Annotated in this window: 24 protein-coding genes and 1 pseudogene; 14 read left to right on the forward strand and 11 right to left on the reverse strand. The window is 58.3% G+C overall.

The window, feature by feature from the left end:
• Positions 1-58: 58 nt before the first annotated feature.
• The 3 genes from K6T36_RS18710 to K6T36_RS18720 all read left to right on the forward strand — a co-directional run bounded on the left by K6T36_RS18710 (position 59) and on the right by K6T36_RS18720 (position 2,525).
• Positions 59-1,060: a DUF6610 family protein gene (locus K6T36_RS18710; RefSeq protein ID WP_128904729.1), complete on the forward strand. Its 1,002-nt coding sequence runs from the start codon at positions 59-61 to the stop codon at positions 1,058-1,060.
• Positions 1,061-1,135: 75 nt separating this feature from the next.
• Entirely contained in the window at positions 1,136-1,483 is a 348-nt protein-coding gene (locus K6T36_RS18715) for a DUF8013 domain-containing protein (RefSeq protein WP_128904661.1), read from the forward strand.
• Positions 1,484-1,595: 112 nt separating this feature from the next.
• A complete protein-coding gene (locus tag K6T36_RS18720; RefSeq protein WP_128904662.1) occupies positions 1,596-2,525 on the forward strand; it encodes an ArdC-like ssDNA-binding domain-containing protein in 930 nt (309 codons plus the stop codon).
• Positions 2,526-2,649: 124 nt separating this feature from the next.
• On the opposite strand, the gene K6T36_RS18725 is transcribed toward K6T36_RS18720, so the two are convergent.
• Together K6T36_RS18725 and K6T36_RS18730 are read right to left on the reverse strand one after the other, a co-directional pair.
• The gene (locus tag K6T36_RS18725) at positions 2,650-3,345 is read right to left on the reverse strand and encodes a nucleotidyltransferase domain-containing protein (RefSeq protein ID WP_092893729.1); all 696 of its coding nucleotides are present in this window, start codon (positions 3,343-3,345) and stop codon (positions 2,650-2,652) included.
• Positions 3,342-4,013: a helix-turn-helix domain-containing protein gene (locus K6T36_RS18730; protein WP_135306301.1), complete on the reverse strand. Its 672-nt coding sequence runs from the start codon at positions 4,011-4,013 to the stop codon at positions 3,342-3,344. Before K6T36_RS18730 ends, K6T36_RS18725 begins: the two co-directional genes overlap by 4 nt.
• Positions 4,014-4,241: 228 nt before the next feature.
• On the opposite strand from K6T36_RS18730, the gene K6T36_RS18735 reads away from it, so the two are divergent.
• The 3 genes and pseudogenes from K6T36_RS18735 (at position 4,242) to K6T36_RS18745 (ending at position 6,247) form a co-directional block, all read left to right on the forward strand.
• Positions 4,242-5,060 carry a hypothetical protein gene (locus tag K6T36_RS18735; RefSeq protein ID WP_103992931.1) on the forward strand — a complete coding sequence of 273 codons (819 nt, stop codon included), beginning with the start codon at positions 4,242-4,244 and terminating at the stop codon, positions 5,058-5,060.
• 172 nt (positions 5,061-5,232) lie between these two features.
• Positions 5,233-5,556 (forward strand): DUF6788 family protein, encoded by a 324-nt coding sequence (locus K6T36_RS18740; RefSeq protein ID WP_004594473.1) that lies wholly within the window; start codon positions 5,233-5,235, stop codon positions 5,554-5,556.
• A 93-nt stretch (positions 5,557-5,649) separates the two neighbouring features.
• Positions 5,650-6,247 (forward strand): annotated as a pseudogene (locus K6T36_RS18745) (DUF8170 family protein).
• 454 nt (positions 6,248-6,701) lie between these two features.
• Here K6T36_RS18745 and K6T36_RS18750 read toward each other — a convergent pair.
• A complete protein-coding gene (locus K6T36_RS18750; protein WP_004594472.1) occupies positions 6,702-7,958 on the reverse strand; it encodes an orc1/cdc6 family replication initiation protein in 1,257 nt (418 codons plus the stop codon).
• Positions 7,959-8,595: 637 nt separating this feature from the next.
• Positions 8,596-9,624 carry a Cdc6/Cdc18 family protein gene (locus tag K6T36_RS18755; RefSeq protein ID WP_222923975.1) on the reverse strand — a complete coding sequence of 343 codons (1,029 nt, stop codon included), beginning with the start codon at positions 9,622-9,624 and terminating at the stop codon, positions 8,596-8,598.
• Between the two features lie 359 nt (positions 9,625-9,983).
• Here K6T36_RS18755 and K6T36_RS18760 point away from each other — a divergent pair, with 359 nt between their 5' ends.
• Entirely contained in the window at positions 9,984-10,736 is a 753-nt protein-coding gene (locus tag K6T36_RS18760; RefSeq protein WP_222923976.1) for a hypothetical protein, read from the forward strand.
• Between the two features lie 7 nt (positions 10,737-10,743).
• Here the strand turns inward: K6T36_RS18760 and K6T36_RS18765 are convergent, their stop codons facing one another.
• The gene (locus K6T36_RS18765) at positions 10,744-10,944 is read right to left on the reverse strand and encodes a hypothetical protein (protein WP_222923977.1); all 201 of its coding nucleotides are present in this window, start codon (positions 10,942-10,944) and stop codon (positions 10,744-10,746) included.
• Between the two features lie 462 nt (positions 10,945-11,406).
• On the opposite strand from K6T36_RS18765, the gene K6T36_RS18770 reads away from it, so the two are divergent.
• Genes K6T36_RS18770 through K6T36_RS18785 form a run of 4 tightly spaced genes read left to right on the forward strand, consistent with a single transcriptional unit; the run spans position 11,407 to position 14,727 of the window.
• On the forward strand, positions 11,407-11,790 hold the full coding sequence (locus K6T36_RS18770) for a histone-like protein (RefSeq protein WP_222923978.1): 384 nt from the start codon (positions 11,407-11,409) through the stop codon (positions 11,788-11,790).
• The gene (locus tag K6T36_RS18775) at positions 11,780-13,270 is read left to right on the forward strand and encodes a hypothetical protein (protein WP_222923979.1); all 1,491 of its coding nucleotides are present in this window, start codon (positions 11,780-11,782) and stop codon (positions 13,268-13,270) included. The genes K6T36_RS18770 and K6T36_RS18775 overlap by 11 nt, the downstream gene beginning before the upstream one ends.
• A complete protein-coding gene (locus K6T36_RS18780) occupies positions 13,254-14,453 on the forward strand; it encodes a hypothetical protein (protein ID WP_222923980.1) in 1,200 nt (399 codons plus the stop codon). The genes K6T36_RS18775 and K6T36_RS18780 overlap by 17 nt, the downstream gene beginning before the upstream one ends.
• A 40-nt stretch (positions 14,454-14,493) precedes the next feature.
• The gene (locus tag K6T36_RS18785) at positions 14,494-14,727 is read left to right on the forward strand and encodes a hypothetical protein (RefSeq protein ID WP_222923981.1); all 234 of its coding nucleotides are present in this window, start codon (positions 14,494-14,496) and stop codon (positions 14,725-14,727) included.
• A gap of 5 nt (positions 14,728-14,732) precedes the next feature.
• On the opposite strand, the gene K6T36_RS18790 is transcribed toward K6T36_RS18785, so the two are convergent.
• Genes K6T36_RS18790 through K6T36_RS18800 form a run of 3 tightly spaced genes read right to left on the reverse strand, consistent with a single transcriptional unit; the run spans position 14,733 to position 18,772 of the window.
• Positions 14,733-15,281, reverse strand: coding sequence for a TATA-box-binding protein (locus K6T36_RS18790; RefSeq protein WP_222923982.1), 549 nt, complete (start codon positions 15,279-15,281; stop codon positions 14,733-14,735).
• 2 nt (positions 15,282-15,283) lie between these two features.
• Positions 15,284-15,796 carry a hypothetical protein gene (locus K6T36_RS18795; RefSeq protein WP_222923983.1) on the reverse strand — a complete coding sequence of 171 codons (513 nt, stop codon included), beginning with the start codon at positions 15,794-15,796 and terminating at the stop codon, positions 15,284-15,286.
• Between the two features lie 33 nt (positions 15,797-15,829).
• The gene (locus tag K6T36_RS18800) at positions 15,830-18,772 is read right to left on the reverse strand and encodes a type I restriction-modification system subunit M (protein ID WP_222923984.1); all 2,943 of its coding nucleotides are present in this window, start codon (positions 18,770-18,772) and stop codon (positions 15,830-15,832) included.
• 55 nt (positions 18,773-18,827) lie between these two features.
• Between K6T36_RS18800 and K6T36_RS18805 the strand changes: the two genes are divergently transcribed.
• Positions 18,828-19,076 (forward strand): DUF8139 family protein, encoded by a 249-nt coding sequence (locus K6T36_RS18805; RefSeq protein ID WP_222923985.1) that lies wholly within the window; start codon positions 18,828-18,830, stop codon positions 19,074-19,076.
• A gap of 2 nt (positions 19,077-19,078) precedes the next feature.
• Positions 19,079-19,525, forward strand: a complete 447-nt coding sequence (locus K6T36_RS18810; protein WP_222923986.1) for a hypothetical protein — start codon at positions 19,079-19,081, stop codon at positions 19,523-19,525.
• A 33-nt stretch (positions 19,526-19,558) separates the two neighbouring features.
• On the opposite strand, the gene K6T36_RS18815 is transcribed toward K6T36_RS18810, so the two are convergent.
• Positions 19,559-20,533 (reverse strand): hypothetical protein, encoded by a 975-nt coding sequence (locus tag K6T36_RS18815; protein ID WP_222923987.1) that lies wholly within the window; start codon positions 20,531-20,533, stop codon positions 19,559-19,561.
• A 372-nt stretch (positions 20,534-20,905) separates the two neighbouring features.
• Here K6T36_RS18815 and K6T36_RS18820 point away from each other — a divergent pair, with 372 nt between their 5' ends.
• Positions 20,906-21,178 (forward strand): hypothetical protein, encoded by a 273-nt coding sequence (locus tag K6T36_RS18820; protein ID WP_222923988.1) that lies wholly within the window; start codon positions 20,906-20,908, stop codon positions 21,176-21,178.
• 84 nt (positions 21,179-21,262) lie between these two features.
• Here the strand turns inward: K6T36_RS18820 and K6T36_RS18825 are convergent, their stop codons facing one another.
• Both K6T36_RS18825 and K6T36_RS18830 read right to left on the reverse strand, forming a co-directional pair.
• Positions 21,263-21,958 carry a nucleotidyltransferase family protein gene (locus K6T36_RS18825; protein WP_222923989.1) on the reverse strand — a complete coding sequence of 232 codons (696 nt, stop codon included), beginning with the start codon at positions 21,956-21,958 and terminating at the stop codon, positions 21,263-21,265.
• Positions 21,955-22,629: a helix-turn-helix domain-containing protein gene (locus K6T36_RS18830; RefSeq protein ID WP_222923990.1), complete on the reverse strand. Its 675-nt coding sequence runs from the start codon at positions 22,627-22,629 to the stop codon at positions 21,955-21,957. The genes K6T36_RS18825 and K6T36_RS18830 overlap by 4 nt, the downstream gene beginning before the upstream one ends.
• Between the last annotated feature and the right edge of the window lie 336 nt (positions 22,630-22,965).

The following is a 22,965-nucleotide window of genomic DNA, read 5'->3' on the forward strand; positions in this document are numbered from 1 at the left end:
TTTGTCAGGCCCCCAGAAGGGGCGCGGGGCGGCCAACAGCGGCCTCGTAACTCCAATCATGTCCCTCGAGCTGAGCTCCAGCGCCAGCACGGCGAGCGACATCGCTGCCGCCAGACAAGCCGACATCGTGGCGTTCCTCCATCGAGCGCCGTTCACTCTGGATGCCTATGAGCTCGGTTTCCTTCCCGGCTTTCGGGAGGACTGCGGGTATCAGGAGACCCAATATCAGAATCTCACCCTCCCCGTCGGGATGCTCGACAACGACTTCCAGAACCCCGATCTGGATCGATTCGTCGAGCGGTTCTTCGAGTACGAGCCACAGGTCGGTGTCATCGGCGACATCTACGAACCTACTGACGTTGACGCCCACATCGCTGCTGCTCGTGAGATTCAGGACAGCTTTCCCGATGCCGAGGTCATCATCGTCCCGAAATCCCAAGCGGTGATTGACACGATCCCAGATGATATCATCCTCGGCTATTCGCGAGGGTACGCCGATCGCCTGGCGCACGAGTTCTCCGACCCAACCGATTGGAGAGGGCGGCGCGTCCACATCCTCGGTGGGAGTCCGCCCAAGCAGCTCGACGCCATTCGACAGCTGACCAGGCCGACACTCACCGACGAGCCACCAGCCGACATCGTCGGCCTCGATTGGAACGGGCTGCATCGCGGCGCGCAGTTCGGGGAGTTCTGGACGGCTGACGGCTGGGATGATAGCGGTCGTGACGCCTCCCACGTCACAGTTCGGAAGACGGTGCGACACAGTCTCGCCCGCATCAAGGCCTTCTGGCAGTCCCACGGCGTCTGGCCTGACTCAGCGCCACATAGCGACATCCTCGAAATCGAGTACGAGGGGCCGTCACCAACCGACCTCGATAGTGCTGCGTGTACCGAATGTGAAGCGAACGTCTGGACGACTCGGCGCGGTCCCTTCATCGCGGAGTATGATACCGGCGTGCTCTGTGGCTACTGCAGCTACGAGTGCTACTTCTCGCATCGCCATCGGAACAACCTCGAGGAGATCGCCGGCGAGCAGAGCGTGTACATTCCACCGGCGTGACGCTACGAGTGGTTTTTCGCGCCCCGGAGGGGGCGAGGGCTCGATCCAAAAAGTCCTCCGAGAAGGTGATTTTCCGTGAGTCAACAACAGCGTCCGAACGATGTCTCGATCGACGATATTCCAGTCGACGTATCGAACACCCAATCAGGCGAGGTCGACCCCGCTGAGGTACCCGAGGAAATCCGATCGATCACTCGTGGACTCGCAAGCGAGCAACCGCCGACGAATCCGCTCGTCGTCCTGAAGGCCGCCCGCTGGTGGTATATACATGGCAAGGGCGGAACCGATCCCGCGTTCCAGTGGGCGATCGAGTGGGTTCGACACCTCGCGACGGACACGCCGAGCGATGTCGACCAGTTCGACGCGTTCCTCGAGTACCTCGTCACGGTCGGCTTCGCTGACGAGAAAGCAGCGCTCCGATAGCAGCCCCGATCTAAACCCCCCGAAGTCGCGCCGATGTTTATCGTGCGCCCCCGAGGGGCGCGGCGCGTCCTGACTTCTCGGAGACGTCGTCGTACTCGATGTGATGCAATCCATGATGACAGCCAGTGAGTCGGGAGTCTCGTTCGAGGAGACCGACACCCGACACGACGAGATGCACAGTACCATCGAAGACTGGATCGACGAGCTCGTCGCAGACGTCGACGAGGCAAAAGCCAGCCAACAGTTCCAAGAGTGGCTCGATGTCCAGTCCCGATTCCACGACTACTCCCATCGCAACACCCTCTTGATCAAGCTCCAGTGTCCCGAGGCAACCCGCGTAGCGGGCTACAATACGTGGCGATCGGAGTTCGACCGGCACGTCCAAGAGGGCGAACAGGCGATCTGGATCTGGGCACCCATTATTACGAAGCAGTGCCCCGAGTGCGAGAACTCACCGAGCTACCACGAGCAAAGCGACTGTGACTACGACGAGACACCGGCCGAGGAGTGGTCCAAAGGACTGGTTGGATTCAAACCAACTGCAGTCTTCGATGTGTCTCAAACCGAGGGCGAACCGCTCCCCGAGCTGGAAACCGAGGCCACTGGTAACGCCGACGACCTGGTGCCAGCGCTCCTTGATGCGGCAGCTACTCTCGATGTCGACGTCCGTGTCGTCGACGCTGCTGAGTGGGAGCATGACGACGCGAAAGGCGTCTGCAAACACCGGAATCTCGACGAGTGCCAACCCGTCGTCGAAGCGAAAGATAGAGCGAATCAGGCCGACCTCGCGGTGACGCTGATTCACGAGTACGCCCACGCACTGCTCCATTTCGATGTCAACGACGAACCCGAGCGCGCAAAACGCGAGGTCGAAGCCGAAGCCGTTGCGTACATCGTCGGGCGGTATTTCAACCTGGATACGAGCGGGTCAGCGTTCTATCTTGCCGCGTGGCAGGACGACGATGCGGAGAGCATTCAGGAGCGTCTCGGCCGGATCAGTTCCACCGCGCAAGAGATAATCGGGACGGTCGCCGAGGACTGAACACGCCTTCTCCAGCTGTTAACCAACGGCTTGGGGTACTATCCCACTCTGTTGGTTAATTCGTTCGGCGTCCGACCCTGCGCGTTTCGATCGATTCCAAGACAAACCCCACCGACAGTCGATGTTATCGTTCAGAATCGATTCGGCGCTGCTGGTCACGAAGGAACTCAACGACGGCATCGATATCCTGTTCGGGAACCGTTTGCTGTTCGAAGACTCCTTTGAATGCATCTGCGAAATCCTCCGACGTGAGGCGGTTGAGGACAGTCTCGATGCGACCAGCGAGCTTCTCGGACTCTCCGCGATGCAGATGGGTCGCGATCCGGTCGAAATCCGCGCCAGCAGCCAGCACCACCAGATCCCGAGAGTCTGCCTTGCGGCCACTGTGGAGTTTCACCGCGAACAGCAACTCCCGTTCCGGAATCCTGGCTGTTACCGGGCGCCCGGTTCGCAGTTCCTCGGTGACAGAGTGCTGGGCCAGATAGCGATACGACCATTCAGCTTCCGTCTGGCGACAGCCCAGCGCGTCCACCATCGCGTCGAACTGAACCGGATTCCCGATATCTTTCGTAAACCGGATAGTCCGGCCCTCGTAGAGTTCGTTTCGCTCGACATCGGCCGTTTTCTCGTAGCCGCGGTCGGTGAGAAGGTCCGTGTAGTCGTCGACCGCTTGGGCCGGAATGACGACGTCGACGTCCGTGGTGAAGCGTTGATTGAACGCCGCGATCGCCCACCCACCGACGAGCACGTACGGCAGGTCAGCGTCGATGACTGCCTCCAGCGTATCCAGTAGTTCGTCTTCGCGTTCACCGAGGCTCATGCATTGAGACGCGGATCCTCGTGGGACGCGTCGATATCGCGGTCGTACTCGTCGGCGATCATCTCCAACGCCGGCTCGTAGTTCACCCGGTACTCCAACATGTGCTCGATCGTCTCGTCCAACGGAATAACCGGATTGCCGTCGACCCACTCGCGAGTGATGCCCCCACTCGTCGGGAACAACACGTACGAGACGGCCGCGTCGGAGTCGGTCGCGTCCGGCCGCTCTTCGATCCGGCTCGGAATCCCGAACTCATCGAAGAACGCCGTCCACCGTTCGATATCACGGTCGGCAACCTGGATGAAGATCGGATAGTCGTCGTGGCCGCGGGCGATCTGATAACCGCCATGGGTCCAGACGTAGACGCCGTCGATTTTCGTGTACGCAAAGGGCATCCCGGCGAAGTGCGGAATGACGTAGCCGTCGTCGATCGAGGGGGGAACAGCGCGAGAGATGGCCGCGACGAGATCGTAGTAGCGATCCCTGACAGCGTAATTCTCGATGTAGACGCCGTCCTCACGCCGGATGAAGCCTGCGTCCTCCAACCGCTCGATCCAGTCGTAGACCCACGAGTAGGAGCCGTCGATCTTCTGGGCGATTCGACGAATCGAGTCGCCCGGCCGGGCCGCGACCATGATTTTCGCCGCGGTCTCGTCGACGTACTCCATCATCGCTAGTTATCGGTATCGCATCTAACGGTATTAGTCTTGTCCCCCGTATTCCCTATGACGTTATCGCTATACAGATATACCATTCTTGGCTCCGGTAATCCGATCCGGCTCAGAATTTGAGCGGAGATGAATTAACCAACAAAGGATACGATGGATCGCTATTCGTTGGTTAAGTTTTTCAGCGCCCGCCGAAGGGCGGAGGCGCACTCCTGTCTCCACCGACCTATGACCGACCGATATCTAACGACCGTTCTCGACGAGGCAGAGCGAGTCGCAGAGCACCATGAGCAGGTCGCCCAATCTTCGGACCATCCGGAACACGAGTATCTCAGGTACGCCGTCCTTCGGCTGCTCGAAGGAGAGGCTGACGACACATCGGTGGAAGTACCGCAGGTTGACGGCGTGACTGTCGGCTACGGAGAGGACGACGCGATGTGCAACAGTTGGGACGACGACGTCGAGTGGTGGGAGACGGTTCCGCCGCAGGAGGAGTGTACTCGGTTCCGGGTGTTCTACCCCGACGAGTACGACGCTGTTCCGCGAGTCATCGTCGACGTGATGGCAGCACTCGGGGCGTGGCGTGTCTGGACTGGGAGCGCTGCCGCCTGTGGCTCCTACGACCATCGCGAGCGGCGGGAAGTCCACTATCTGTGGCCGGAGGGCCATCCAGTTGAGGCCCTGCTTGCGGATCGTCTCCAGGATCCCAAGGCTGCGGTTGCTCCAGACGGCGGCCGCACCGGCGACGTACGCGATCGGATGGTCGTCACGGAGCACTCAACCCAGCACGACGACCTCGAGCCGCGAACCAGACGTGCCGTCGACGAATCGATGGCCGTCTCGCTGCTCGAAAAGGGTGGCCGCTATGAGGTCCGATCGGCGTCCGGAAACTGGTATGAAGTCGACGTGATCAGCGAGTCGTGTACGTGTCCAGACTGGCGGAAGCGTACGCCCGAGGGCGGCTGTAAACACCTCCGGCGAGTCGATCAGGAGATCAAGCAGGGGCGGGTCCCACGACCTGATGGGCGTCTCCCCTCGAACTCGTAGGATCGCCCAGCGTTCGAGATCTCCCGAGGCTACTGTAACATCAGACGAAACTCCTTGATGGAGAGTTTCGAGTATTGATACAGCTGCTGGAGAACCGGTGAGAGCCGTTGGTAGCGGCTTAACCAACAAAACTATGCGGTTTGCGCCTTTGTTGGTTAACACAGATCGGCCCATGTCCTACGAGCCACCGACGCCCCCAGCGGACCTCCCCACCGACGTCATCGACACACTCAACGACTATTCACCCGAGCTGCTCCGAGACGTTGCCCACTATGCCGAGGACCTCGCCGAGCATCGCGAGCGCCAGGCCCGCCTTGCCGAAGCGGAGGAGGAAGACGAGATCGACGAGCGACCCGATGACCTCCCCGATGATGTCCCGACGAAGGCGACGATCACGATCAAGGAGATCAACGATAACCGCTACTACTACTGGCAGTGGCGGGAAGGAGATCGCGTCAAATCAAAGTACAAATCCCCAGTAAATCCGGACGAGTAGACGGACTAGTACCTCAGTCGGATGGCCAGTTGTTCGGGGAGACACCCCGTCTGCGAAGTGAAAGACGCAGGGTACGAGAGAAGTCCCGAGTTGATGAGTGAGGATCCGGTCACTGTCGACGAACTCGTCGAGAAAGCCGACGAGTATCTGCACGAAGCCTCACCCACACCGGAAGAATACGAAGCGCTGAAACAGAGTGTTGCGGAGCTCACGCCGATCTTCTCAGCTGAGAATTCGTACTTTGTCCTCGGCAGCTACGGGAAACCCGAAATCCGTCCTCTCCAGCTCGTAAAAGATCGCCTCAACCGACAGCCCGGTGCGTACGCGTTCCTGATGATCGACATTCGAAGCGAGTGGACGAATACCTACCTCAAGTTCCGGCTGCTCGCCGATCATACAGACGTCATCCTGGGCGTCACCGAACACGCCCAGGGCTGCTTCCTCGTCGAGCAGGGCTACTTCACAGCCCTTGAGGAGTACTTCGCGAAGACGCACGTGTTCAAACACGACGTACAATACGATAGATGTGGACGCGATCGACACAAACGTAGCCGTCGAGAGTCCCTACAGTGGAATGCAGACCGCGATCTTCGAGATGCTCAACGATGCTAGGCGTCTCTGCCGGTGGACGACTGAGGACGACCTCGTCGAGTGTACCGAGGCTCTCGTGAGTGATCAGGAATACCCGTAGACAGAGACGAATCGGTTACTCCCACCCCCGACGTTTCTGTCGTTTCTCCACGAAATCCTGTTCACCGATGGCCCAGACAACGAATGAACTCGAACAGGAAGACATCCCCCGTTTTCGAGTAGTAAGTGCGGGGTGAATCCGTGCAAGATTGGGTCTTCGAACCACGAACCCTTACGCGATAAGTAGCCCACTGAAGAGCGATTGCAAATGCTCGTAAATGAAATTTCGTTTAAATGCTGTCAGACACTCCACTATTGCCAGTAAAATCGGAGGACAAGACGCTATTTGATGAAATTGGCAACGGTGGTCCTGATAGTAACTAGTCGGATTGATTAGAACAAGGAAGTTACTGGCAACACCGGAGAGGGTACTGGAGAAACTGGCACTGACGGTTGCGCGGTTACTGGCAAAAGTGGAGAGGGTATTGGCAGTACTGGTGTTGGCGGTTGAGAAGTCACTCCAGAACCCGATGCCGCTTGGCAGTTTCACGAATGTCGTTGAGCTCACCTAGTTCGCTCTCGAGTGCGTCGAGGGCCGACGACAGAGAGACATCAAGCTCGTATTCGTTGTAGTTCCCGCGTCCACTCGACGAGTCGACCAACCGTAAGATCCCGTGGAGGCTCAAATCCGACAGGTGGTCGTGTACTCGCCTGCGTTTCAGTGGTTCACTGCCGTGATTACGAAGAACCTCTCGATAGCGCTCATAGATCAGTTTCGTCCGTTCGGGTGTTTCTCCCTCTGCCGCTAGCTGACAGACAGTCAGCAATACATATTGCCCCTGCCGGGTCAACGAATGCATCCCTTCGACAACCTGTTGTCGCTGGATCTGATGCTCGGCCTCCCGAACGTGGTCTTCGGTGATTTTCGCCTCTCCACCCGCCATCGCGTCGTTCTCGGCGATATCAGCTGCTTTCCGGAGTAACCGTAATGCCTGCCGAGCAGATCCCGAGTCCTGTGCAGAGAATGCTGCGCACAATGGGATTACATCTGATTCGAGGACATCGTCGTAGAGCGCGATATCGGCTCGGTGCTTGAGAATATTCTGCAGTTCAGTCGCGTCGTACGGAGGGAACAAGATTTCCTCTTCGCAGAGAGTGTCCTTGACTTTCGGAGAGAGGTTTTCTCGGAACTTGAAGTCGTTCGAGATGCCGACCACACCGATTTTCACATCGAGATCCAATTGCGAGCGTGCTCGTGGAAGCTCGTACAGAATATCGTCATCCGAGCCGATGTTATCGATCTCGTCCAGAACCACGAGAATAGTCCCACCGATCGACTCAAGGTCGTTGTAGAGTTCGTTGAAGATGCGTTTTTGTTGATACCCGGTTTCGCTCATCGGTTCGCGCGAAGACGAGACTGTGGTGAGAGGGTGAGAAGGAGAGCGAATCTCGTTCACGAGATTGACCGCTACCTGATAGGATGTGGTGCAGCCAGTACAGTTGAGTTCAATAACGTTGAGATCGACGTCGTCGTACTCTCCGGCGGATTCTTGCAGCTCCTCAAGAAGATCGTGCGTAGCAGCTGTCTTCCCGACGCCGGTAACGCCATAGAGAAAGACGTTGTTCGGTTGCCAGCCCTGAATGACGGGACGGAGAGCGGCCGCATATTCGTCGAGTTCTTCGTCCCGCTCCTCGAGTGTCTCTGGCTGGTAATCATCCCGGAGGACGTCTTTGTCTTGGATGATGAACGATTCTCGATTGAATCGGCCCATAGGCGGACTCAAGACGAAGAACCATCATAAAACCATGGGTTCCAGTATCACCACTAACCCACCACTCGAACCAATTATGCCAGTGTCGCATCCACTTATAAAACACACACACTCCACTATTGCCAGTAAACCTTTGCAACAACTGGAGGGGGTCAACGACCCCCTCTCTAATTAGCGATACTCTTAATACATTGTACGTTAAACCATACCCGCACTAACGAAAACTCCACTAGTTGTAGTAGGTTTAGATAACAGTAACTAGACTAGAGACGTGACAGTTTCTGCCCTCCCGTCCATTCTCCCCTCGTTACTGGCAATGGTGGAGTGAGAGAGGTACTTAAACGACGGTATTATTGGCAATACTGGCAACTCTGGTCGCCCTCTCCCTGCTACCATCGTTGCCTGGCCGATATTCCAGTCGAAATCTACCCTTCCCGACACCAGTCGATGATGACCGTGGACCTCTTTCGGTTAACCAACAAATCGTATGTATTAACCGTCTGTTGGTTAACTGCTCATGGCCTATGCTCGATTCGCAGTCGGCACTCAGTACTAGTATCCCGTGATTTCGGCGTTTCGCGATTCCGCAAGGGTTCGCTTGATTGCCGCTCGATCTCACCCAATCGGAGACAGGATATTACTGCATCGGCGACGCAGCTTCCGAACCGACGAGTGAGTACTCCCGGTCCCGGCTCGTGCCTTCCGCATCGACGAGGTTGTACTGGACCATCTTGGAGAGATACGTCCGCACTGTCCGTTTCGTCCGAGGATCGTCGACCTTCTCGGTATAGCGGTCGTGAATCTCGCTCGGCCCGAGTGGCTCGTGATCGCGAACAATGTTGTAAACGACGCGCTGGTGTGGCGTGAGTGAATCGATGCTCTTCTGCTTAATCTGGGCCCGGGCATCCTCGGCGGCGTCCAGGAGAATATTGTCGGTGATGCGCTCGTGGTTCTCGCGATCGGCCTTGCCGGCGGCCGTTCGGAGGATGCCGATTGCGAGGCGGGCGTCGCCGGCGGCCGCGTCGGCGATCCGGTAGAGCTGGTCGTCGGTGATGACGTCCTCATCGAGTCCCCACTTCGCCCGCGCACTCAGAATGTCGTACAGCTGCTCGTCGTGGTACTTGTCCATCCGGACGTGTTCGCTGGAGCGCAGCCGGCTCACGAGGCGGTCGTCGACGCGGCTGAACAGTTCCTCTTCCTTGTTCGCGATGCAGATGATCGCGAACTGCGGGAGGCTGTGGAGGTCGTAAATGACGCTGGGGTCCTCCAGTTGGTCGACCTCGTCGAGAATGACGACGGTTCGTGGGCCGTCATGCTGCTGGAGGCGATCAACCAGTTCGTCGTGGGGCGTCGACTGCCGGTGGATGTCGATGGTCGCGCCGAGGTCGTCGAGGATCTGGTAGAGCGTCCGAAATCGGGTGTAGTTACGCCAGCAGTTGACGTAGGTGGCCTCGACGTCGAGCACCTCCTCACGTAGGCGTTCGGTGACGAATTGCGAGATGCAGGTCTTGCCGGCGCCGCTAGGTCCAGTGACGATGGCCGTGTCGGCGGGTTCCCCGTTCGTGATGGGCTCAAGAACGCTGGAGAGGTGGTTGACTTCGGCGTCGCGATGCTCAACTTCCCGAGGGACGAACCCGGCGCGGAGAACGCGAGCATCGCGGATCATCTTTGCTTGATAGACTGGTTTTCTGGCTAGTACTAAAAACGTGACCGGGTTGCTTCCGGAAACGCTTCAATTAGTCCTCTCCGACCTATGGATATTCCTGCGCTGTAACGCGGTTCGGTTTGTGGAAGACCCAGTTTTCCGGGAATTTCCGGAATGGATTTCGGGCGGGATTGTGTGACACCGGGATTCTGCTAGTCATCGGCGTCGTGCTCCTCCCAAGGGAGGGGGTATACCTGGCTTGAAACCTCTTGCAAGGGGGTACGTCGGGTGCATTCCTCATTCGGACTTCAAATCACGATATTTTGATACCTAAGCCCCAGCCGAACGTTTACCTGAGATGACCCCCTCATTTCGGCAAAGTGGGCGTTATAAGCGCAATCTCGTCGAATCCAATCGTCTCCGGCATCATAGTCGCCGTGGTGAGCGGCATAATCGTCAAACTCTACCAAAAGCGACAGAAGCGGAGACAGCGAGCGCGTGAGTGGTACGAGACCTCACTTGGGATGCTCGGTCGATTACAGCAGGCTGCGCATCGGGCCACCGAGTATCAAGACGAGCCTGACTACGGCTCACTCCGCGAAAGACTAGAACCGCTCACCGAGGAGATGATTGAACACGCCAACTCCGCTCCATCAAAGGTGAGTGAACAGGCCCGGATCGATATGGCCACCCTCTCCGCCTTCGCCACAGGACTCGTGATTATCAGCGAACAATCCGAGGAAATGGACGTGTTTGATCTGTACGAGACCATTCAGAAAAGTGCTCGCGAGAGCTACGACGGGGAGTACGATATGGACGACGTGGATGAGATTTTCGGTCCGTTTGGCATCGATGAGTTTATCGAGGAGACCGACAGGGAAATCGAGATGGACGAGGAGAGAGCCGAGGAGTTCTTGTCAAACTTCGCGCCGGAGTCCATCGAGGCTGGACGCCCGACAACCGTTGAAGAGGCCCTGAACATGCCGATTGGAGAGGTTGATGAGATAGTGAGTGACGAGGGGTATCTAGAATCGATGCTTGAAGACTCTCTTGAGGCTTACGTCCGCACGGCCCTGCTCAACGTCATTGAGGATATCCACGGAATGATGGAAGCGAGGAAGGAAAGTGTCTGAACCGAGGTCACTCGCGCCGCCACTCCTCGACATCTCTCTCCTGCCTGACGCACTCGAAACCGGTGGCCTGCATAATGTTCCGGGTGGTCGCCCGAACCTTGTTGACGAGGAGTTCGTCGACGGGTAGTGTTTGCGCCATAGTTGACCGCGAGCCTGTTGCCCGCTCGGTGATCGATCCGTCGCTGAGGAGTTCGATTTCGGTGCTCAATTCACCAGTTGCCCCCCTTCTCAACACCGCGTCAACCTCCCAAGTCTCCGCCGCTTGAGTCCGTCCATGTCGTATCGAGGCCAGTCCATCAGCACCTCCAGGAGCCGCTCGCCTTTCCGAAGCCGAGTAGCGTGCCACGCGATCTGCTTCCGGACGGGCGCACGGAGTGGATCAGGGTGGGATTTGTCGTCCGAAGATTGCTTTCGACGCGAGAACTCGTCGTACTCGCCCAGCAACACTTCGCGCCGTTTTTCATGCCGATTTGGACGTACAGCGCGGCGTCTCGAAGTTCGCCGTCTCGGCCGACACCGTGAGGAAGGTACTATACCTTCACGTTCCACGTTAATATACGCTGTCTGACCATTTAAACAGAGTCCGAACAACTGATGTACAGATAGAAACAAAAGTAGAGGCTTTCCGAACCTAGAAAGTTCTATCTGACCGGAATGACAGGTAGCAGTTATGGCAACCGAGGGAGAGGATTCCGAACAAGCAGAAATTGAGGGAAGTGACGACGGGAAAGTTCCTCCTCCGGTCAAGCCAACCTCGTTAAAGCGGTTCGTCAAGCAGCAATCCGATATGAATGCGGGCGGTGATGCGGTCGAGGAGCTGCAGCACCATCTGGAGTTCGTCGCCGAACGAATTTGGCTTGAGGCCAGCAAGCACGCCGAGGACGACGGTCGGAAGACCGTGAAAGAGCGGGATGTCCAACACGCCATAGACGAGTTCACGGAGCCACACGATCTGATCAAGAAAACGGTCGAGGACTTGGACTGGATGAAACGAAACCTCGAGAGGCAGGTTGAACAGTCCATCGTGTACGCCGAGGATAGATATGACGACTGATCAGTTCCTCTTCCGGGACGGCTACTCCATTCCCGAGAAGATCAGTCGCATCCCAACTGCGAAAATCACGGCGGAGACACCGGAGATTGACTCGCGCCTCCAAGACCTCTCCCTGTCGGAGAGCGAGGTCAGCCGGATGGGGAAGAACGACTTCTTCGATGAGGCCGAGGAGCAGCTCACTACTTCGGTCTACAAGAGTCTCGTATCCAAGCTCTTCGACAAGTACGGCGAGAAGGGCGACAAGTTCAACATGCAGCTCTTCGTCGCCGAAGAATCCCTCTCCCGCGAACACCTCTCCCGCCGTGCCGATCAGTACGACGAGGAGCGGATTGACCACGACTTCGACTCCCTCGTGGAACCCATCGTCCTCACCGATCACGAGGAGGACTCCGACTCCATAGACCTCCAGTTCCGAACGACGGCCCACCTCGAAGACATTAATCCAGACGACAAGATCCCGATCCAGATCATCGACACTGAGTCCGGCGACACCGTGGAGAGGTACGGTTCTGACTACCACATCAAGGCCCCGGCCCGCTATCGTGTCGAGGCTCGCGTCTACACCGAGACCGGCCTCATAGCGGTGTCGAATTACTCCAAGATCAAGGATGGGTTGAAAACCGACATTGCGAAGACCGTCACCGAGATGGCTCGGAGCGGAACGCAGACCGGGATCGGAAACACCAGTCGACTGGAAATGAACGAGACAGAACTTCTCCTCCTCCTGCAGGAGATGGAAGGCGACATCTCGGGTCTCGGCTACACCCTCGAAATCGCCGGCGTCGACACGGCGGACTTCACCGGCCAACGTGACGAGGATATGGTTGACACTGATGTCATCCGTGCCGCCGACGAGGCCGGCCACATCAGGAAGATCAAGTTCTACGTCGATCATCCTGGCGCAGACCCCGGCGACGAGCGCGACGTGATGCTCCGCATCTTCGACGACGGCCACCTCACCACGTCCAAGCCCGTACCCTCCGATCTGCTTGACGCCATCGTGCTTCAAATTAACACTATCCGCGGGTACGACGGTTTCCTGACTCCCCTGATCGAACTCATCCACTCCTACGTCGGCGCGAAGTTCCGCGGAAAGTCCTCAATGATGCGCAACACCCACATCTCAAAGACCAACCTTGCATTCAACAACCTCATCGAGGAGTACTTCGAGAAGCACCAGACGCCGACCGAGGAACTTCGGCTCTACAAGTCGATGATAGCCAACATCGGGATCAAGCTCTGCGACGAGGGCATACCAAGGGCCGCGGACGTGGACGAGGTCTCCGAGGTGGACGAGTTCTACGATCTCGAAGGTAAAATCGAGGAGTTCTTTCAAGATTACTCTCAACGCTCACTCGGAAAGACCAACATCGACTACGATGAACTGTCGAACCACCTTGACCACCTGCTCCGACAGGACTGGGAGAGCCCGGTCGAAATCATCGAGTACGCGATAGACCTGTATGATCTTAGCCGATGAGGCCGACGTGCTCGAAGAGGCCTTCTTTCGGGCCGACGTGAGCGACGTCTCCGCACTCGAATACCGGGAACAAGACCTCGAGGACTACGCCGAGTACCTGCACATCGAGCGTGACATCCTCCCCGACATTCGTCCCTACTTCTCCATCTCCGAGGAGCAGCGGTGCGAGCAGCACGGCATCCCAACAACCTCCTGCGGGTGCGGCGAGTCACGACAAGTGCAGGCTGCCATCTACCATCTAGATCCCGAGGCCCTCGTCGAGGACTGGGTGGCCGCCGTGAGGGACAGCGACACCTTCGATTCCATCGAGCTGGAGAAGATAGACTCCACGAGGTACGTGCTGAAGGCGTGGCTTGATCGCACCAAGATCACCTTCCAATGCTTCTTCGACGGGGACGAGATGGAGAGGCACGACTTCAAGCCGCAGGCGATGGAGTTCGGCGTCTCGTTCTTCGGCGATCAACAGGTGGTGGAGCGCGAGCATCGGTACTCGTGGCGCGAGTTCCTCGAAGACGACTTCAGGGATACGATTACCACCGATGTCAAGCACCTCAAGGAAGCCATCGGCTCGGACTTCTACGAGTACCGCCCGCTGGAAGAATTTCGCGATCGCGTGCGGCAGAGCCTCCGTGACTACTTCTCCGAGTCGGGATACGAGGTGCGCCGAGAGGTGGGAGAGGTCTGCGCCGTCGAGACCACCCAGTACGGCATCGACACGGGGAAGACCGACTTCGCGGCTCGCCGTGACGGGTCGAAGTTCATCGTCTGCCATTGCGAGAAGACGCCGGGGTGGCACGTCCACCACTTCTCGGACGGCCGCATTGAGTCCGCCGAGCAGACGCCGATCATCGAGGATATGACCGAGAAGATCGAGGGGAAGATCAACACGTATCAGGACATCCGCCTGAACAAGCAGACCGCGTCCAAGTTCGTGACCCTGCTGGCCACCTTCTTCTCCATCGGGTTCGTCGTCCTCTTCCTCGACAGACTTGGGCTCATCTCCTCCGTCCTTCGGGAGCAGTTCCAGCTCGGCGGGAGCCTGCATCTGATCGCGTTCGGTCTCCTCATCTTCGATGCCCTCGCGGCCATCGCGCTTGCGGCGGTGGTCACTCGCCCGTACGTTCGAGACGCGCTGTTTAGCTGGAAGATCGAGCCGTTCGACGGCGACGATCGTACCACCTAACTACAGAACGCTAATCAGACACGTCTCCGATACATCGAATATGGCTGATGACAGAACCGAGGGCGTCATCGTCCACCTCGTGGACAAGCACGGCGAGGGAGAGATAGAGCGCGAGTACGACGACTGGGAGATCGTCGACGAGGGATGGATCAGGTGCATCGGCCCCTCGCACGGCGGCGAACTCGACAGCGGCCACGTCCCGGTCGCGTACTACCCGCCCGAGCGAGTCGTCTCGGTCGACGTCTACGAGAGGCCCTCGCGGAAGTCGGTCTGACGGGGCTACGTGGACGCGATCTCGTCCACATGTTCCTTCAGCGTGTCGAGCGCGTACTCCGCCTCCTCTCTGCTCCAGCCGCCCGTCACGATCACCTTCCCCGAGCCGAACACCAACAGAACGCAATCGAACCTCTCGGGTCTGTACACCACGCCGGGGAATTGCTCCGGCTCGTACTCGGTGGACTCCAAGCCGAGTGAAACGGCCAGCGCAGACAGGTTCACGTCACGCTCGAGGTCAGTCATTAACACCGAGGTGACGTGCTCGAACTCGTACTCCGGCACGTCCACGCCGATCTCGTCCAGCACGTCGAGGAAGGTGTCCTCGGCGGCCGCCAGCTCGTCCTCCGACGCTGCGCCCCGGACTTGGAACGTGCCCGTGCGGTAGACCGTGTACGCCGGGCCGTCCTCGTCCAACCGCAGGGTGACGATGCTGTCGCTGGTGAAGTTCGCTTCGACTGATTGCCCGAGCGCGTTCTCAATCTCGGCCACGAGAGTCTCCAAGTCCACCTCGCGTCCGAGACTGCCGCTCCCCATCGTGCTGACCGTCTCCATCTCTACTCCCTGATGGCGTCGATGAACCCGTCCACGTCACCGTACTCGGCCTCGAGCGACTCCAGCCGCTCGTCGGTCACGCGGATGAAGCGGACGGGGAAGCGGTTGCCGTAGTCGAGCAGTTCCTGAACATCGTCGCCGCTCACCGAGACGGAAACCGGGTCATTGAGGAACACGAGCAAGTCCCAATCCCGGTTCTCGCTCTCGTCGGCGTCAAGAATCTCCTCCCGGATGGCGTCGCCCAACTCCGGGTTGTGCTCCTTCCCAGCAACCCTCGCCGCATACTCGTACTCGTTCTCGCGCGTGTAGAAGAGAAGCCAATCGCCCTCATCAATCGATTCCCACGCCGCCTCGATGGACGAGGTGAGACCCCACATGCGAGCGTTGTTTCCTCGGTCGACGTCCGAGTGGTTAGAGTAGAAGCTCCACCCGACACCGTCGAGAACCGTCCGCTCGAAGTACCTGTAGACACCGCCGCCCCGCGTCGCCGGCGCGAGATACAACTTACCGCTCATAACATCCTATAAACGGAAATCATACTTAAGCGGTCAGAAGTCGCTCAACGTCGTGCTTTCGCGGGCCTCTGACACGCCCGCGATGTCGATCACCTCGCGCTCCTCCTCGGCGCGATCAACCAGAACCTCGGTGTGCTGACCGGCGCCCTTCTCTCGCATCGTGATCATCAGCTCGACGGCCTGCTTCACGTCCTCTACCTTGTCCTCCAGCCCCATCGCCGACAGGACGGCCCGATCAAGCTCGTCGCGCTCCTCCTCGACATCCGACGCCTCAGGATCGGGGCCGTGCCGCTTCTCACCCTCGATCAACTCGTCGAACGCCTCGATGATGTCCTCGCGGTCGTCCTCGTCGATCTCGCGAGGGTCTAACAACGGCAAGTCCCGCGCCTCGTACAGCATCAGGTCAATCCTGTCCATCCCCTGACCGCCAGTCCACCTGCCGCCAAGCTCGGCGTTCAGATGCATCAGGCGGGTATTGAGGATGGCGCAGAGCAGCTTCGCGTCGACGCCCGCCTTTGGTTGCACGTTGTAGAACTTGTTCGTGCAGACGCCGTCGCTGTCCGCGGCCCACGAGGCACGGAACGTCCGCCACGTGAACTCCGGCACGAATATCGGCGGGTACGGGAGATCGCCGAGATCGAACCAGATGTCCCTCGACTTCATCGACGCCCGCTCGTGGTACCCCTGATCTTCGCCCCACCCAATGTACTCCACGAGCGTCTCGTGCCCGTTGTCCTTCAACCAGTCCTTCACCCGCGCCTCCTTGTCGGTGGTCATCACCGACTCGTCGTCGCCTGACGCGAACCGCTGCCCGATGTCCGACTGCGCCTCCTCCACGAGATCGTGCAGGTCAACCATCCGCCACTCCTCGCTGATCGGGCCGTCGAAGTCGATCTGCGTGATCTGCCCCGACGCCTTCAGCAGCGGCGTGGTGTACTCCTCGATGCCGAGATCTTCCACGTCCTCCGTCTTCCGGCAGAAAAACGGGTTGGCTCCCGTCTTTTTCCCGTACGAGAGATCGGCCACGTCGGACAGCTCGGTGTCCGTCTCGCCGAGGGCCTCGAAGTAGACTGGCGGCGCGATGAAGAACAGGTTCCATTTGTCCTCGCTGTACAGGTCTTCCTGCGTCCGAGTGACGAGTCGGTACTCGTCGGTGCGAATGATCTGCTCGGCCTCGTAATCGTCCTCGACGATCTCCACGATGTCGTCTATGTCGAGCGACTGCTTCACCCGCAGGAACTTCGTTGTGTTGTTGTCGCGCTCGCTCTGCGTCGGCTGCTTCTCGATGATGAGGACGGTCGAACCGATCAGCGCGTCCTCGAACGCCTGCTTGTCGAACTTGATGACCGCCTTGATCTCGTAGTTGTCGAGGATGAACTCTTGCAAGTCCTCACCGTACGACGTGTCCAGCCACCGGTCACTCGTGATGAAGCCGAGACGGCCACCGTCTCGAAGGAACTCGGTCGCGTGCGTGACGAAGTAGGCGTAGATGTCCGCCTTGCTCGATATATGGTCGGCATCAACGTACGGAAGGTGCCAGCGAACCCGTTCCTTGTCGTCTATGGACTCGTGGCGGATGTACGGCGGATTCCCGACGACTGCATCCATATCGTCCGGAGTCATAATGTACTCCTCGCTGGACTCACCGGACGCATCTCCAACCTCGCCCTCGTACTCTTCGGTGGCCGGAAGCACCTTGAAGAAGTCCTTCACCCGAATCTGCACGTTTTCGGTGTGTGACGAGAGGTCTTGGATGGCGAGGTTGATCGCCGAAAGGTGTGCCGGGAATCGGTTGATGTCGATTCCGTACAGGTCATCGAGGATTCGCGTGTGACTCCCCTGCGGTTTGGCCAGCATCTCGCGCTTCCGGTGGTAGGCCGAGACCGGGAAGCCACCCGAACCGCACGCAGGGTCAAGAACGTCGGCGTTCGCGTCGCGGATGGTGAGCCGCGTGATGAGATCACAGATCGCGGGCGGCGTGTAATACTCGCCCATATCGTGCCGCCTCTCGGCGGGGATCACACCCTCGTAAATCCGCCCGATCACGTCCGAGTCGAACTGCGTTAGGTCTTGATCGTCCAGCTCGATGATGAAGTCGCGGATGCGCCCGGCCACCGGATCGAGCGGAATCTCGCTGAAGACCTCGTCGTGCTCGAAGATGGCCTCGAAGTCAACGTTCTCCACCACGTCGGTGAAGTAGTCCTCCAAGTCCTCCTGCACCCGGTGAATGCTCACCGCCAGCGGCTTCACGTCATCGGCGTACGCATTCGAGTCTTCCAAAATTCGGTAGAAGATGATCTTGTTGACGATGAGGTACGCCGCCTGCTCCGCGAAGTTCTCCTGCACCTCCTCACGCTCGTCATCGTCCATCTCGTCGTACTCGAACCCCTGCGCCTCCACCCACTCGATGAAGTCACTCCGAAAATCCTCGCTCTCCTCGAGGTGGTCAGAGAGTGACGACTGCATCGGCGGCGTGATCTGCTCGTGCAGTGAACGAACCCGCTCGATGAAGGCGTCGTCGAGACTGTCCCACTTCGCCTCACCCTCCTCTAGCCGAGCGATCTCGTCCAGAATCGAGTCCGCGAACTTCTCCAGACTGCTGATCTCGTACGACTTGGTGCTCCGCTCGAGCAGTTGCGCACCCTCCTCGAACGTGTTGAACAGTACGAAGCGGTCACCGTTGAACGTCGCGAAGTACCGCGAGCCGATCTGCGCCGCGTAGGAGAACGCCTGCTTGATGACCTTCGGCGAGTAGGGGTCAATCTCCCGCTTGTTGCTCCCCTCCGGCTTCTTCGCCTCGATGGTCAGTACCGGCTCGTCGTCATCGTCGAAGACGATCAGGTCAGCAAAGCCATCGATGCCGTCACCGAACTCTGGGGAAACCGTCCCGTAAGTCCTGTTGCCCCGTCTTGGCCCGTCCTCGATCGCGTTCTGGAGATGGTGGTAAAGATCGAAGTGGATGGCGGCCTCGCTCATATCACCCATCTGCACAGTCCACCATTTAAGTTGTTTCGCAGAAAGTCGATGACAGATGGAGGACATCCCGCAAACGGCCGACGAACCCTACTCGCGGGGAGACGAGGTGCGGGTCTACCTCGGCCCCGACGATCCCGACTCGCGCCACCACGGGAAGACCGGGACGGTCGTTGATGTCCTCGAAGACTCTTTCGCCGAGGAAACCGAGCGCAATCTGGACTCATACTCGTACAGGATCGAAGTGGACGGTCGGGAACTCGACGTGTGGTTCCGCCATCGAGACCTCGTGCCGGAGACCGGGTGAAGATGGGGCGGAAAGCATCAATCTTCGTCAGAGTTTGGGGGAGACTCCTCCTCTACGGCACACTCCTCATCGGCGGTGCCGTGGCAGCCACCGGTGTGATAATGATCTTCTTCGTTTGGCCGTGGCTGACGGGTGCCTACCTGCACGGTGGCGTGAGCAACCTGCTGGCGGAGCAGCGGGTGATACCCTCCCCGTGGCCCATCGTCGGCTGGGCCTGGCTTCTCGTCGCCATCACAGGCGGGATCGCCCTCTATCAGACGCTCACCCTTGGAGACGACGACGGAGATGAGTGGGACGACGTGGAGCTGGAGCAACTGGGATGTTGTACGAGCTGTGGGGCCGAAATAGAACGACTCGTCGAGCAGGAGAGGAACACGGCGTACGACGAGGCCGTGAGAAAGTGCCCCGAGTGCGACGCCATCCTCGGAGTTGTCGGCACCACCGCGTGACCGCCGAGGACGCGTCGGAGTGTCCCACGAGCTCTATTCGTACTCGCTTTCCGGGCCGAAAATCTTCGGCGTCGCCAATCTGTCCTGCCACTCCGGCTCCACGCCCAACTCCCTCAGGATCACGAACATCACCATCTTCCGCATATCGACCAGAATGTCGTTGTTATTCTTCAAACGCGCCTCCTCGATGTGATGCAACACCTTGTTCCGGATTCCCCTCGCCTCGATGACAATCTCCTCCACCTCATCCATATCGAATCCCAAGTCCAAGTGCTCCACGTAGTCAAGTATCTTGACCTTCGAGCTGTCCTCGTAAATGTCGTTTCTGCCGAGCAACCACCTCAAGTGCCGCAACTGCGCGTCCGTGAACTCGTCCTCGAAGCCGTCCAACACAAACTCCCGAATCCTGGTCTGCTCACCCTCGTCAAACAGGGTCTCGCCGCGGGTCTTCTTAGTGCGATTGTAGTGCTTGTTTGCGTTCGCCTCCAGCACCATCCACAGACACGTGTGCTTCAACGCCATCACGTTGCTCGCCTCTGCCTCCAAGAACATCGAGATGTTCCTGAACACGTCTCTCCTGTCCGGCTCGCTTAGCTCATCCAACGTCTCCAAGGCCACCTCCACCAACGCCCCGATGTTTGCGTTCCAGCTTATCCCGCCTTCATAAACCGCCCTCACGAACCGCATCTGCGTGTTGTCCAGCGGGAACTGATACGTGCTCATCCGCCGAACTTTGTCAGGCGAACCCTCCGGGTGGTACGTGTCCCACCGCACGTCTCGACTCTGGAAAAACGAGTAAACGTACGTCAAGCATTCCGCCAGCTCCCTCGCCCGCTCCTCCTCGGCCTCAATGAAGCAGATGGCCGTCCGCCAGTACCCCGTCCTGTACTTGCTGCCGTCTTCAGTGCGCTCCTCTTCGAACCCTTCGACGCCCTCTATCGGTTCGATGCGGATCGGGAACGAGTCGCTGTCGTACACCTCATCTCTCGGAATGTACAGGTTCTGCATCTCGAAAACGTATGTTTCCATTTATACGGGAAATAGCAGATTGTGAAATATTACTGGTTTCGGTCCTCCACTTGTCGACAGGACTTTCCCACGACAGTTTGTCGAGCGTTCACCACACAGGGTAGCTGTCTTACGGATTCTTTGAATTATGATATTGCTGAGGATGCGTTCCACCATCTTCAGGAACACGAGACAACCCCACTCGAACATTAATATCTCTGGTTTCTCTGCGAAACCATATCTCTCGCAGTCCGTAAAACAACGCTTCTGAACACCTGCTTGTCGAACTGGCTGTCGGAGGTGGTAGTAGTCGATAGAATTCTTTCCAAGCCCGTCAGGTGTGATCGTCTTCAAAGCGCCCCTCATCCAAATATGATCTCAGACCCAGTGGATATTCTCGATGACCTGGCTGACCAGGTCGCCGAGGAATTCGAGGCGTACAGACAGCCGGACGAGTCCAAGGATGTCTCACTCGTGCTCAAGAACAACGACGAGGAGCGTTCGACGCTGATCGTCCACCTCGGTAGGGAGATTGCGGAGTCCCTTGCCGACCGCATTGATGAGTTCCTCCGCGAGCACGGAGCTCGAACTGAACGGGAACGACACTCAGCTACGGATGTCCGTGTGTTAGCGACGGTCGACTGACATCGCCCCTCCAATTTTTCGACTGACTGCAAGCGCCGCTGAAGGGCCCTATCTTCCCTTCCGAGCAAGGGGGTCCCGACCGCTTCAGCTCAGGTGGTTAATCTGTGCAGACAGATACTCTTGGAGAGCGGTGACCGTTTCTTCTGAGACTGCTGAGGCCCCGAAGTCACTCCGAAATCCGTGTTTGAGTTCGTCACTCTCCAAGATCTCCAGTCCACGCTCAAGCTGCTCTCGTAGCGCATCGTCGTCCCCTCGCCGAAGGTGAGGCGTGACAGCGTCGAGATCGATTTCTTCTGCGACTGCCAGGACGTCTCGGAGGTCCGTTTCTCTGCCGCTGTGGAGCTTTGCCGCCACGAGGACGGCCCCATCGATCACTCTGGCTGTCGTCGTCACTGTGCCTCCGCTCACCTCCTGTTGGTGGCTGTGGTCGTACAGGTAGTCGAACGACCACTGTGCCTTCGTCTGGCGACACGCGAGTCCGTTCACCAGGAGATCGAAGCCGATCGGCTGCTGCGGCGTGAGCCGCTTCTCGTACTCGATTACTTCGGTGTCGTAGAACCATTCTTTGGCGTGGCTGTCCGTTTTCTCGAATCCCCGCTGTTCGAGGAACTCGACGAAGTCAGCTTTGGAATCCGGCGCGACGACGATATCGAGATCCGTGGAGAAGCGAGCATTGAACGCTGAGACAGCGTAGCCGCCAACAAGAACGTACTCGTGACCCTGTTGGGTGAGCTCCTCGAGCAGCTCGATGAGTGCGTCACTTCGGTTGTTGAAGCTCATGGCTCTGCCCGTTCAGTCTCTCGATACGTGACGCCGAGGTCGAGGTCCTCGTACATCCGGTCGAGCATCGCCAGCGCCGACTGGAACTGGGCGTAGTTCTCGCGCATATACTCGATTGTCTCTGCTCTCGGGATCACCGGGTACCCTTCGACGTACTCGATATCGAGTGACGTGCGTGGCTCGAGGACGATCTGCAGCGGACCGTCCAACTCGTCTCCGGGCTGTCGCTCGAAAGCAGTGGGGAGGTCGAACGACTCGAAAAACGCCTCCCAGGCGTCGACGTCCTGCTCACGAACAGCGAGGAACAGTGGATAGTCATCCGGATTCCGCCCTACTTGGTAGCCGCCTTGGGTCCACACGTAGACGGCGTCGATCCGCGTAAACGCGAACGGCCAGTCGCCGAACTGTGGGATAACATAGGTTTCCTCGATGGAGGGTGGACTGACGCCGGCGCTGGCAGCGACGAGATCGAGCGCTGCGTCGCGTACGCGCTCGTCGACGACAGTGAGGCCGTCGTCATAGGAAACGTAGCCTGCGTCTTCCAGCCGATTGACGGCCTGTCTCACTGTCTCGTAGGGCGTGTGGAGGTGTTGGGCGACACGGCGGATTGAGTCACCACTCTCGATGGCGAGGATGACCTGCGCCGCGGTGTCGTCGAGCACCTCATACATCTGGTGGTTACCAATAATCCGGTAACAGTTAAAAGTCTTACTAGAGGACGGGGTAGACGGCTCTGTCTGAGTTCTATCACTCGGGATTCTCCCATTGAATGACTGAAGAATGTAGATATCATAGCCAATCTGCATAATGTGGATAATGTATATAATGCAAATTGGACTTCTTCAATTGGTTCGTGTGGGTGGCAAAGATTGCGATGAATACGTATGAAATGCTGATAATCTAAATTATGTAGATTGCGTAGGGTCGACGGTGAGTATGCCAATTGGGATTGTGCCAACAATCTACGTAATGTACAAAATGTAGATTGTGTAGATGGCGTACGCAAT

The sequence above is a fragment of the Halobaculum roseum genome, assembly GCF_019880245.1.
Lineage (GTDB): Archaea > Halobacteriota > Halobacteria > Halobacteriales > Haloferacaceae > Halobaculum > Halobaculum roseum.

Bases quoted from the DNA above. Each gene is read 5' to 3' on its own strand.
- K6T36_RS18710 (WP_128904729.1), top strand. From the start codon at position 59: ATGTCCCTCGAGCTGAGCTCCAGCGCCAGCACGGCGAGCGACATCGCT.
- K6T36_RS18720 (WP_128904662.1), top strand. From the start codon at position 1,596: ATGATGACAGCCAGTGAGTCGGGAGTCTCGTTCGAGGAGACCGACACC.
- K6T36_RS18725 (WP_092893729.1), bottom strand. From the start codon at position 3,345: ATGAGCCTCGGTGAACGCGAAGACGAACTACTGGATACGCTGGAGGCA.
- K6T36_RS18730 (WP_135306301.1), bottom strand. From the start codon at position 4,013: ATGGAGTACGTCGACGAGACCGCGGCGAAAATCATGGTCGCGGCCCGG.
- K6T36_RS18735 (WP_103992931.1), top strand. From the start codon at position 4,242: ATGACCGACCGATATCTAACGACCGTTCTCGACGAGGCAGAGCGAGTC.
- K6T36_RS18740 (WP_004594473.1), top strand. From the start codon at position 5,233: ATGTCCTACGAGCCACCGACGCCCCCAGCGGACCTCCCCACCGACGTC.
- K6T36_RS18750 (WP_004594472.1), bottom strand. From the start codon at position 7,958: ATGGGCCGATTCAATCGAGAATCGTTCATCATCCAAGACAAAGACGTC.
- K6T36_RS18755 (WP_222923975.1), bottom strand. From the start codon at position 9,624: ATGATCCGCGATGCTCGCGTTCTCCGCGCCGGGTTCGTCCCTCGGGAA.
- K6T36_RS18770 (WP_222923978.1), top strand. From the start codon at position 11,407: ATGGCAACCGAGGGAGAGGATTCCGAACAAGCAGAAATTGAGGGAAGT.
- K6T36_RS18775 (WP_222923979.1), top strand. From the start codon at position 11,780: ATGACGACTGATCAGTTCCTCTTCCGGGACGGCTACTCCATTCCCGAG.
- K6T36_RS18780 (WP_222923980.1), top strand. From the start codon at position 13,254: ATGATCTTAGCCGATGAGGCCGACGTGCTCGAAGAGGCCTTCTTTCGG.
- K6T36_RS18785 (WP_222923981.1), top strand. From the start codon at position 14,494: ATGGCTGATGACAGAACCGAGGGCGTCATCGTCCACCTCGTGGACAAG.
- K6T36_RS18790 (WP_222923982.1), bottom strand. From the start codon at position 15,281: ATGGAGACGGTCAGCACGATGGGGAGCGGCAGTCTCGGACGCGAGGTG.
- K6T36_RS18795 (WP_222923983.1), bottom strand. From the start codon at position 15,796: ATGAGCGGTAAGTTGTATCTCGCGCCGGCGACGCGGGGCGGCGGTGTC.
- K6T36_RS18800 (WP_222923984.1), bottom strand. From the start codon at position 18,772: ATGAGCGAGGCCGCCATCCACTTCGATCTTTACCACCATCTCCAGAAC.
- K6T36_RS18805 (WP_222923985.1), top strand. From the start codon at position 18,828: ATGGAGGACATCCCGCAAACGGCCGACGAACCCTACTCGCGGGGAGAC.
- K6T36_RS18810 (WP_222923986.1), top strand. From the start codon at position 19,079: ATGGGGCGGAAAGCATCAATCTTCGTCAGAGTTTGGGGGAGACTCCTC.
- K6T36_RS18815 (WP_222923987.1), bottom strand. From the start codon at position 20,533: ATGCAGAACCTGTACATTCCGAGAGATGAGGTGTACGACAGCGACTCG.
- K6T36_RS18820 (WP_222923988.1), top strand. From the start codon at position 20,906: ATGATCTCAGACCCAGTGGATATTCTCGATGACCTGGCTGACCAGGTC.
- K6T36_RS18825 (WP_222923989.1), bottom strand. From the start codon at position 21,958: ATGAGCTTCAACAACCGAAGTGACGCACTCATCGAGCTGCTCGAGGAG.
- K6T36_RS18830 (WP_222923990.1), bottom strand. From the start codon at position 22,629: ATGTATGAGGTGCTCGACGACACCGCGGCGCAGGTCATCCTCGCCATC.